This window comes from Pseudovibrio sp. POLY-S9, assembly GCF_001431305.1.
GTDB lineage: Bacteria > Pseudomonadota > Alphaproteobacteria > Rhizobiales > Stappiaceae > Pseudovibrio.
The window spans coordinates 145,346-154,960 of the sequence record NZ_LCWX01000248.1 but is presented as its reverse complement, the minus strand read 5'-3'; the positions used below and the strand labels follow the sequence as shown (position 1 = coordinate 154,960).

Below are 9,615 nucleotides of genomic sequence, written 5' to 3'. Positions count from 1 at the left end.
TTCCTAAAATATGGCGGGTGATTGACGCCAGCTTTGTGCCAGCCGTCAACTCATCCTCGATATAGCTGCGGTAGATGTCCATCGCTTCAACCGGCGAGATTGTGTCGATGGCTTCGCCGTAGACCACGCGGTCCACTTCAGCCAGCAGCATAGGGTTCTGATAGGCTGCGCGGCCCATCATGACGCCGTCCAGCTTTTCCAAATGCGCTGAGGTCTCTTCCAATGTGGCTACACCGCCGTTTACGCCGATAAACACGTTCGGCAAGCGCTGCTTCAGCCGGTAGACAAGGTCGTAATCCAGCGGTGGCACATCGCGGTTTTCCTTCGGGCTCAGGCCTTTCAGCCAGGCCTTGCGGGCATGCACCCACAGTGCGTCCGTGCCAGCTGCGATGACTTTATCTGCCAGCGCATTCAGCGCTTCCTCCGGTTCCTGATCATCCACCCCAATGCGGCATTTGGTGGTGACGGGAATAGACACCACATCCTTCATGGCGGCAATGCCCTCTGCTACCAATTCAGGTTCCAGCATGAGGCAGGCACCAAATTTGCCGGACTGTACCCGGTCAGACGGGCAGCCCACGTTGAGGTTGACCTCATCATAGCCCCAGTCTTCCACCATCTTGGCACACTCGGCCAGTGCTTGGGGATCAGAGCCTCCCAACTGGCAGGCAACTGGTTGCTCATCTTTAGAAAACCGAAGATGACGGTCCCTGTCGCCATGGATCAAGGCGCCAGTAGTGACCATCTCAGTATAGAGCAGCGAGTTCTTTGAAAGAACACGATGAAACGCACGACAATGCCTATCCGTCCAGTCAAGCATCGGCGCGACTGCAAAGACGGGTTGGTTGATATCATAGAGTTTTTTTGTTGCTTCAGTCATTCACGACGGTCTCAAACTGCCTCAAGTCGCAGTCTTTTGCCCTTTCTGCACCAAATTGGCAAGTCAGCCCCACCAGAAACGTAGGAATGGACTGCTATGACGGAATGAATAGTTAAGACGAATTAAGATATTGGTTAGGGTGCATCTGGTGATCGTGCATCGAAGTATTTGCCGGAAAACCACTTAGGGTAGCCGATTACAAACCGACCGCCCCAAGTATCAACCTTCTATAACGGCTTATGGCCGTTTAGATCAGAAACTCAAAATTGCTCTCTTGAAGGTTGTCTGTCTGGACACCGTTTAGAGTAATCGACGTCTCATCATCAAGTTGAATGACAACATCTGTTCCCACATCACTTGCTGCTTCCAGCAGTTCACCGAAGTTCATCAGAAATCCAAACTCAAACTGAATAACTTCAGTATCAACATTAAAGTCACTGATAGTGTCATTGCCAAAATGCGTGTACTCAAACCTGAAGGTGTCGTTGCCTGCGCCACCGATGAGCGTGTCATCACCAGCCTCACCGTTCAAAGTGTCATCACCTTCATGGTCGTAAAGGGTGTCGTCACCCTCATAGCCGTAAAGCGTATCACCCTGATCGCCACCATGGATGACGTCATCGCCCTCAGTAGAGGTGAACTTGGCTTCCATGATCTCGTAGCCTGTCAGCACAAACTCAGCGAAGTCTGCAAAGCGGATTGTCTGGATACCCTGACCATCGGCAAACTGGTTCTTAACCAGCAACGTGCCGCCATCGGGGAACGTGAGAAGAAGGTCGTCGTTGTCCGTGCCAGACGGACGGCTGAACTGCACGTCATATGGATAGTAGCCAGACCCGACAACCAGCTCGTTGATCTCGGAGCTGTCTGCGTGCACGTCGATGATCGTGTCATGGCCGCTGTTATATTCATACTTATAGGTGTCGTTGCCTGCACCACCGATGAGCGTGTCATCACCAATCTCACCGTTCAAAGTGTCATCACCTTCATGGCCGTAAAGGGTGTCGTCACCCTCATAGCCATAAAGCGTATCACCCTGATCGCCACCATGGATGACGTCATCGCCCTCAGTAGAGGTGAACGTGGCTTCCATGATCTCGTAGCCTGTCAGCACAAACTCAGCGAAGTCTGCAAAGCGGATTGTCTGGATACCCTGACCATCGGCAAACTGGTTCTTAATCAGCAACGTGCCGCCATCGGGGAACGTGAGAAGAAGGTCGTCGTTGTCCGTGCCAGACGGACGGCTGAACTGCACGTCATATGGATAGTAGCCAGACCCGACAACCAGCTCGTTGATCTCGGAGCTGTCTGCGTGCACGTCGATGATCGTGTCATGGTCGCTGCCATATTCGTAGACGTAAGTGTTCTCCTGTTCATCCGAAAATGTCGGTTCCGGAGAAGTTTGCGTTGAGAGCGCAGTCTCAACAAGACCGAAGTCAGGCGTATCACTGGGAGGAATTGAAGAAACAGAATCAGACATGACAACCTCTGAAAATAAAAATCACACCATGACGCTGTCGCTAAAAATATTTGATTTCAAATATGATTTTACTCTCAATTGATTCAAAAAATCCCAACTACGTTCAATCGATGAAACTAGCTAACCCTCACAAATCAACCACAGATTTAATTATATGCACAATGCAATTATAAATTTAAAGAACTAGTTTTCACTCCCATTGAGTGAGTTGTTTTCATATTATTTTTTTCCAGATTTCAGTTGATATTATTTTTGCATGAGAACCGCGATGAGAAGTCTTATGAGCACCGATTAGTGCGTGCGAGCTGCCGGCATTCGGACTGCATCCCTCCCCACACACAACATTGTGGGGTGTGAGTGATTGTGGGATCTGGTAGGGTTTTGGGTGTGTTTGGAATGGAGAAAGGCTGAGATATGGGTGGTGGTGTGACGCAACCGGAGGCTTCGCGGTCTTTTCAGGAGTTGGTGATCCTGGGCGTGCAAGTGCTGCTTGGGGTTGGGTTTATGGTGTTTAGTGCCTACGTGTTTTATGAGGCGGCGCTCGCGCTTTATAAGCTGGATCTGGTGCGCATGGTTGGTGCTTACTTCCTGTTTTTCTGTACAGTTGGGCTTGGGCCGTTTTTCTGGCCATTTTCATGGCCGTTTGGTGAGGGCCATTAAAGAAGCCAGATTACCCCTACGCCATATTATGTCTTATCTTTTGAGCGTATCCCGGCTTGAACGCTATGTTCATTCTGGTTGATACGCTTTTTCTTCATCGTTCAGGCCTCTTCCTTTTCCCGTACAGCATGATCGATGCCCCAATCGCGCAGTGCGGTGATAATGGGGCGTAGAGTTTCGCCCTTTGGTGTGAGTGAGTATTCTACGTGAGGCGGAACCACAGCGAAGACTTTGCGGGAGACCAGACCGTCGGTTTCCAACTCTCTCAATTGTTTGGTCAACATACGCTGAGTGACTGTTCCGACTTGTTTTTTCAACTCGCCAAAGCGCTGTGTCCCTTCCATCAGATGGTAGAGAATAACGCCCTTCCATTTGCCGCCAATCAGCTCCAGTGCAGCTTCTACCGGACATCCCTGACTGCAATTGTATTGCTCGAAGCGTTGGTTTTTATCGCTCATATTATCTCCTGAGAGCAGGTTGCTATCATATGCATTCAAGCAACAGGCTCTAAGCCTTTTTTTGCACGTACTCTTATCCAAAAACCGGAACCACTTTTCGGGAGCACGCCTTAGTATACTTCTTGTACCTATAGGCCAAAATTGTGCGTACTTGTTATTGATATAGCGTCTATATAGGTTCTCTGCCAGCAAAACAAAAGAGAGGATTGCTCCTATGACCTTGACCATCGTCGCCAATATCCATGCCGCTAAGGGCAAAGAAGATCTTGTGAAGGCAGAGCTTGAGAAGCTGATTGCGGTAACGCGCGCTGAAGCTGGTTGCCTGCAATATGACCTGCACGTGGACAATGAAAATTCTGGTCACTTCATGTTCTATGAAAACTGGGAGACCCGTGAGCTGTGGCAGGAGCACATGAATGCCCCGCATCTGGCTGCTTACATGGTGGCAACAGAGGGTGCCGTTGACGCGTTTACTGTGAACGAGATGACACGCATCTAACAGCTGCTACGAGTATTTTGCAGAGTCTTTCCAATGTTGTGAGGGCTCTGCATAATTTTATCGCACATTGTAAAAACCGAAACCCTCTCAGACGAATCCCAGCAAATCCCGCTGGTTACGTCCTTCCCTATGCGTTCTACATTTTTGATTTCATCCTCCAAAATCGATAGTTTGTAGAGCCCCACAACATTTTAAGCTTGAACTATCTGCCTTCGCAGATATCATTGTTTTAAGTTTAAAAAAGAATCTATCCAGACTAGGTAACTATTTATCTCGCAGATGCGAGATAAACCTGACCAAGACCGCCTGAATGCCTAGTATTTCTATGTATTCATGACGGAGGCATTGCGGAGATAGATTGATAAATTTTCAAAATAAATAATCAGAGCTAAACAGCCACTTTATTCTATTGATGAGGAGGGAAATTATGTCTGATCAAATCTTGATGCCGGAAGGTGCTTTGCAAGGTGTAACGCTTGTGGGGGAAGGCCTTAATGACAACACCAGCTGGAATGTTGTTGGCCATACATACACACCTAAAGTGCTGACCGAGAACGTGTTTATCTGGCATGCAACTATTCCGGACGGGACCTTTGTGCCACCGCACATTCATCCAACACAGGATGAGTGGATCACAGTTTTGACTGGTGCCCTTGAGGTGGAGTTTGGGGAAGCTTGCCACAAAGCGGGACCGGGAGACACAATCAGAATGCCTCGCGGAATTGCGCATGGGATCTTCAACCGCTCCGGCGATGAAGCAACCTGTGTGTTTGGCGTGGCCCCTTCCCGCAAGCTTTATGATCTGTTTGAGGCCCTGGATGGCGTAACAGATCCAGAAGAGCTTGTGCGCATTTCTGCCTTGCATGAAGTCGACTTTCTACCGCCACCAGCGGAATAAAGGTGGCTGATATGGTGAAGAAGAAGAAAGTTGCTGTCATTGGCGGCGGCGTGAGTGGTCTTGCAGCTGCCAAAGCCTTTGACGAACGTGGGCACCGGGTGTTTGGCTATGAGCGCACCCACGATTTTGGCGGGGTCTGGGAGCTTTCCAGATCCTATCCGGGGGTGCAGACCCAGTCTCCAAAAGATTTGTATTGTTATACGGATCATCCTATGCCCAAGGAGTATCCGGAATGGCCCAAGGGGCCGCAAGTGCATGCTTATCTGCATTCCTATGCTCACAAGCACAAGCTGCATCGGTTGTTTCAGCTGAATACGTCGGTCCTTTCTATGGACCGCCGGGAGGACGGCCAGCCAGGATGGACACTGACGCTGGATGCTGCGGGGCAGGTTCGCAAAGAAAACTTCGATTTTGTCGTCATCTCAACGGGACAGTTTTCTGAAAAGAACATTATCAGCCATCCGGGACAGGACCGTTTTGAGGCGCAGGGCGGGCATGTCATGCACTCATCCGACTATACCGACCCTTCCCTTGCTAAAGGCAAACGGGTGGTGGTGCTGGGCGGGTCCAAGTCAGCAACAGATGTGGCGGTGAACGCGGCGAAGAACGGGGCCTCTCAGGTAACATTGGTGTATCGTGAGCCAGTGTGGCGGGTGCCGTATTTTGTGGGTGGCATCAATTTCAAACGGCTGCTTTACATGCGGGCACAGGAGTTGCAGTTCAACAGCTGGGGAAGAAATCCGCTGCAAAAGGCAATGGCTGCGATTGCAAAACCGTTGATCTGGGCGAATTTCCGCGGTCTTGAGATGTTGCTGATACTTCAGTTGGGGCTGAAGAAGTGGGATATGGTGCCGAAGGTGCCGATTGAGAAGGACATTTCCTGCTCAATTCCCATTGTCACCCCAGGACTGTTTGAGGGGTTCAAGAGCGGCGTTATCAAGCCGGTTCAAGGCACGATTGATCATTATGAAGATGGTCAGGCAGTGCTAACGAACGGCGATAAAGTGGGCTGTGATGTTTCCGTGCTTGCGGTGGGGTGGAAGCTGGGCATTCAGTATCTGGCAAAAGAGTATCGTGACAAGCTGATTGAAGAGGACGGGCAGTATCGGACCTACCGTCTTTCTGTAAACCCTGACCTGCCAGAAATGGGGTTTGTGGGCTTCAATTCCAGCTTCTGCACGGTGCTTTCTGCAGAGATGATTGCCAACTGGCTGGTGCGCTATGCGGATGGGCAGCTGGAGAAGCAACCAACGGATGGACAAATGCGTCAGAACATTGATGAGATGCTGGATTGGCGACGTGATGACCGACCAGCAGCTCAGGTTTATGGTGGATTGTGCTCAGCTCCATTCCACTTCAAGCATTTTGATGAACTGCTGGAAGATATTGGAGCGGCCAAACGCAAGCGCAGTAATCCTGTTGCGGAGCAGTTCTCTTATCCCAATGCGCAAGCCTATGGGAGTTACCTTAAGTCAGCTCTGCAGTATCTTGCACAATAACAACATCGTGAGACGCCGTCATCTGTTAAGCCTGTAGCGCTAAATGGTTGTTTCTCGCGTATAATCTCTAAATGTCTCTCCAGTGCCTTCAGTTTTGCTGAAGGTGCTGGAGAACCACCTTTAAACGGTGATCAGCGGCGTTTTAATCAAACCACTTGCAACATAACAATGCCGATATAACCATTGTGATCTTTGTGAACGCTCCTCTCAATATTTTATCGATTATTTTAAACCCCATGCAACACGGCCCAGACATTGTCGTGAGATGAGAATAAATGGTCATCTGTCTGAGGAGTGTGTCGATGCTGGGTGGTGCACAACAACAACCTGAGAGTTCAGGAAATCAAGACGAGCTGAGCTGGGCGAAACGCGTATGTCAGCATCTTGGTATCGATTTTCCTGATAGTGTGCAGCAGGCTGAGCAAATAGAAGCCAGCATGCCCAAGGCTGATGTGCTGAGCGTTGCTGACAACAAAGCCGTTGAAGCATCGATGGCGCAGATTGCTTCTGATAGTCCGGCAGCACACAAGACAGCTGACAGTCTGATCAAGAGCATTGTGACCGTGTTCACGCGGCTTGAAGGTGACGACGAGCTCAAAGGTATGATGGATGCCATGCAGGCTTATACGGGCGACAATCCGAAATACGGTGTTGTCGGTCAGCTGGGTGCTGGTGGTTTTACCAAGATTGTCGACGGTGCCAAGAAGGGCAAAGAAGATAGCGACGTGACAATCCGCGAAAAAGGCACGGCCTATTTCGATTTGTCCAACTCCCCCGCTTTCCGAAAGGCCATGGAGAAGATCTATCACTCCCCCGAACTTCAGGAGAAGATGAAAGACATCATCGACATCGATTACTTGCACAGCTTCAAGTTTGGCCGCCCTCGTGGCGCTGGACCGGACAGCACTGCTCCAGATGAGTTGAAGCTTTACACTTATCGGAATGAGAACAAGCAAAACGCCTCGGAGAACCCAGAGCTCTACGGCGAAGTGCCGGGCAGTGACCAAGTTGACGGACCCGTTCCGCAGAATGATGCACTGGCAGGTCAGAGCCTGACAGCGAACCAGCGGAAGTATCGTGAGCGCGGCAAGAAAGGCGGCGATGGCGCGTGGGCAACGGCTGCTGATCTGGAAGCGAACAAACGCCTGACAGAACGCGAGATTAATTTTGCGAAGACCAACCCGCGTAATCGGCACGACAGAGAAGACTACCAGTTCAAAGAAAACAAACCTGTCAAAGCCGGTGAGATGCCGAAGGACAAGGTTATTGTTGAACACCAGCCCGGTTTTTCTGTTTGGGATGTTAAAGACGGCACAGGCTTTGCCAAGGATGCGGACCTGCACAACAAACCAACCGTTGCTGGTCCGTCCGGTACCACAGACCGCTTCCTCACCGGCATTCGCCTGCTGGGTAAAGGGGTGATGAAGGAACTGGGGCTGGAAGGTGACAATGCCGAGAACCAGGTGAAGGAACTGGGCAGATGGCTGGCGACCGGATATCTGGTTGGCGATGAGCACCACTCTGCTGTTGAGGTAAACCTGGGTGTTGCCAACCACGGTTTGAAGCCTCAATGGGGGTCTGATCTTTATACCGAACCGTTCTCCGAGCCGATCAAGGGCAAGGGCTTTGAGATCTCCAGTGAGGCAGTTGTTGATCAGCTTGAGACTAAGCTGGAAACAGCCGAAGAGGATGCCGTGAACAGAGACGCCTACCGCTTCGATCTGGAAGGCGGTTCCAAAGGTACGGTCTCCCCAGACGGTAAGGTCAAGGCACCACCAAAACCGAGCAGATAATCTGGTTTTCCATGCAAGACATCGCTTAAGACGTGGTGTTTGGGAACAGAAAATTTCATCAAAAAATGAGCAGCCCAACCCCGTGTTTGGGCTGTTTTCATGCCCTCTCAGATTGAATCCTTAACATCCGTTAGGAGAATTTTAATGGAATCATTTCACAATGAGAACATAGGAAGAACATCGGGTGTTAGATAACTATGTCCAAGAAGTTTCAGTGGCGACAGCTTTGGAGAAATGTTCCGGATCACACTGTAGGGACAGGCGTTCTCAATACCGAGATGAGCATGCGGGTTCATCGCGAAGGTGATGATGAAGCCCGTAAGCCATGGCGGTGGGAGCTGCATCACAATGGTGTTGTGTGCAAAGGTGACGTCAACGACAAGGTTGAGGCCATGCAAAAAGCGCAGGATGCCTATATCGCTTACCTGCGCTAATCCATAGTTTTTCAATTTGGGGCGCTTATTCTTATCTGAAAATCAGAGTCGCCTTTCGGGAATGCGCTCTAACTGGTTGCAGCCGCATCTTTGGTTTGTGCCGCGACCTTTGCAGCGCTGGGTGTCTTCAGCGCAAACACGATACTTCCTAATACGATGAGAATGCCGACCCACTGGCGCAAACCAAATTGCTCCCCAACCAACAGCTGACCGCACAAAACCGCGGATACCGGATTGACCAGAGACAGGAAGCCAATGGTTGTTGGGTTGAGCTGCACGATCCCCTTCAGCCAGTTGACCGAAGCCAGACCCATTCCCAAAATGCCTATCCAGAAGAATGCCAGTGCCATGTTCAAGTCCGGCACTGGAGCTGCGCCTTCCAAAACAAGTGCGATTGGTACGGCGTAGAGGCCGCCTAATGTGACGTGCCAGCCTGTGTACGTTACCATGCTTGCATCTGGTCTGCCCCATTTGCCGCTGAGATAAACGCCTGTGAAGGTGCTCAGGCAGGCGGCCATTGCAGCACCGATACCAATCCAGTCCAGTTCAACAGCGCCGAGCAGCAGCATGCCGACGCCAAACAGACCGATGAGAGATGCGATGAGCTGGCGGGCAACCGGCGTCTTGCCGTCCAGAATCCAGATGTAAAAGATGATCTGCAAGGGCAGTGTTGCCATAAGAGTTCCGGCCATTCCGCTTGGAAGGCGGAAAGCGGCGATGAACACAAAGAAGATCATGGAGAGATTGGTCAAGCCGATGGTCATCGCTCTTTTGACCCAAGGGCCTTTAAGCAAGCCCGGCGCAAACGCCAATAACAACAAGCCTGCGGGCAACAGGCGGTAGACCACCATCCAGACAGGGTCTTCTGCTGGCAAGAGCAACGTTGTAACGGCGTAGGTGGTGCCCCAAAATTGCGGGCGTAAGCGCCGTGCGCAGCTGAACAAGCATGTACTTCGACCTCAATTATCTTGATCTCAAATTAATTCGATCTGATGCTTAGGATATATACGCAGG

At 50.7% G+C, this 9,615-nt stretch carries 10 protein-coding genes; 6 read left to right on the top strand and 4 right to left on the bottom strand.

Annotated elements, in window-relative coordinates:
• Positions 1–880 (bottom strand): tRNA dihydrouridine(20/20a) synthase DusA (gene dusA, locus PPL9_RS28910; protein WP_057465951.1); only part of this gene is annotated, 880 nt, incomplete at its 3' end.
• 247 nt (positions 881–1,127) lie between these two features.
• The gene (locus tag PPL9_RS28905) at positions 1,128–2,360 is read right to left on the bottom strand and encodes a calcium-binding protein (RefSeq protein WP_057465950.1); all 1,233 of its coding nucleotides are present in this window, start codon (positions 2,358–2,360) and stop codon (positions 1,128–1,130) included.
• A gap of 426 nt (positions 2,361–2,786) precedes the next feature.
• Between PPL9_RS28905 and PPL9_RS28900 the strand changes: the two genes are divergently transcribed.
• Positions 2,787–3,020 (top strand): hypothetical protein, encoded by a 234-nt coding sequence (locus PPL9_RS28900; protein ID WP_208989707.1) that lies wholly within the window; start codon positions 2,787–2,789, stop codon positions 3,018–3,020.
• A 101-nt stretch (positions 3,021–3,121) separates the two neighbouring features.
• Here PPL9_RS28900 and PPL9_RS28895 read toward each other — a convergent pair whose 3' ends face one another.
• Complete coding sequence (locus PPL9_RS28895) at positions 3,122–3,478, bottom strand: helix-turn-helix domain-containing protein (RefSeq protein ID WP_057465948.1); 357 nt, start codon at positions 3,476–3,478, stop codon at positions 3,122–3,124.
• A gap of 214 nt (positions 3,479–3,692) precedes the next feature.
• On the opposite strand from PPL9_RS28895, the gene PPL9_RS28890 reads away from it, so the two are divergent.
• The 5 genes from PPL9_RS28890 to PPL9_RS28870 all read left to right on the top strand — a co-directional run bounded on the left by PPL9_RS28890 (position 3,693) and on the right by PPL9_RS28870 (position 8,601).
• On the top strand, positions 3,693–3,977 hold the full coding sequence (locus PPL9_RS28890) for a putative quinol monooxygenase (RefSeq protein WP_057465947.1): 285 nt from the start codon (positions 3,693–3,695) through the stop codon (positions 3,975–3,977).
• Positions 3,978–4,404: 427 nt separating this feature from the next.
• On the top strand, positions 4,405–4,875 hold the full coding sequence (locus PPL9_RS28885; RefSeq protein WP_082597162.1) for a cupin domain-containing protein: 471 nt from the start codon (positions 4,405–4,407) through the stop codon (positions 4,873–4,875).
• Between the two features lie 11 nt (positions 4,876–4,886).
• Complete coding sequence (locus PPL9_RS28880; protein WP_057465967.1) at positions 4,887–6,374, top strand: NAD(P)/FAD-dependent oxidoreductase; 1,488 nt, start codon at positions 4,887–4,889, stop codon at positions 6,372–6,374.
• A gap of 302 nt (positions 6,375–6,676) precedes the next feature.
• A complete protein-coding gene (locus PPL9_RS28875) occupies positions 6,677–8,167 on the top strand; it encodes a hypothetical protein (RefSeq protein ID WP_057465946.1) in 1,491 nt (496 codons plus the stop codon).
• Between the two features lie 197 nt (positions 8,168–8,364).
• On the top strand, positions 8,365–8,601 hold the full coding sequence (locus PPL9_RS28870) for a hypothetical protein (protein WP_057465945.1): 237 nt from the start codon (positions 8,365–8,367) through the stop codon (positions 8,599–8,601).
• Positions 8,602–8,669: 68 nt separating this feature from the next.
• On the opposite strand, the gene PPL9_RS28865 is transcribed toward PPL9_RS28870, so the two are convergent.
• The gene (locus PPL9_RS28865) at positions 8,670–9,545 is read right to left on the bottom strand and encodes a DMT family transporter (protein ID WP_208989706.1); all 876 of its coding nucleotides are present in this window, start codon (positions 9,543–9,545) and stop codon (positions 8,670–8,672) included.
• Between the last annotated feature and the right edge of the window lie 70 nt (positions 9,546–9,615).

What these genes read in the sequence shown, in the direction of transcription:
- PPL9_RS28905 (WP_057465950.1), bottom strand. Translation starts at nt 2,360, where the DNA reads ATGTCTGATTCTGTTTCTTCAATTCCTCCCAGTGATACGCCTGACTTC.
- PPL9_RS28895 (WP_057465948.1), bottom strand. Translation starts at nt 3,478, where the DNA reads ATGAGCGATAAAAACCAACGCTTCGAGCAATACAATTGCAGTCAGGGA.
- PPL9_RS28890 (WP_057465947.1), top strand. Translation starts at nt 3,693, where the DNA reads ATGACCTTGACCATCGTCGCCAATATCCATGCCGCTAAGGGCAAAGAA.
- PPL9_RS28885 (WP_082597162.1), top strand. Translation starts at nt 4,405, where the DNA reads ATGTCTGATCAAATCTTGATGCCGGAAGGTGCTTTGCAAGGTGTAACG.
- PPL9_RS28880 (WP_057465967.1), top strand. Translation starts at nt 4,887, where the DNA reads ATGGTGAAGAAGAAGAAAGTTGCTGTCATTGGCGGCGGCGTGAGTGGT.
- PPL9_RS28875 (WP_057465946.1), top strand. Translation starts at nt 6,677, where the DNA reads ATGCTGGGTGGTGCACAACAACAACCTGAGAGTTCAGGAAATCAAGAC.
- PPL9_RS28870 (WP_057465945.1), top strand. Translation starts at nt 8,365, where the DNA reads ATGTCCAAGAAGTTTCAGTGGCGACAGCTTTGGAGAAATGTTCCGGAT.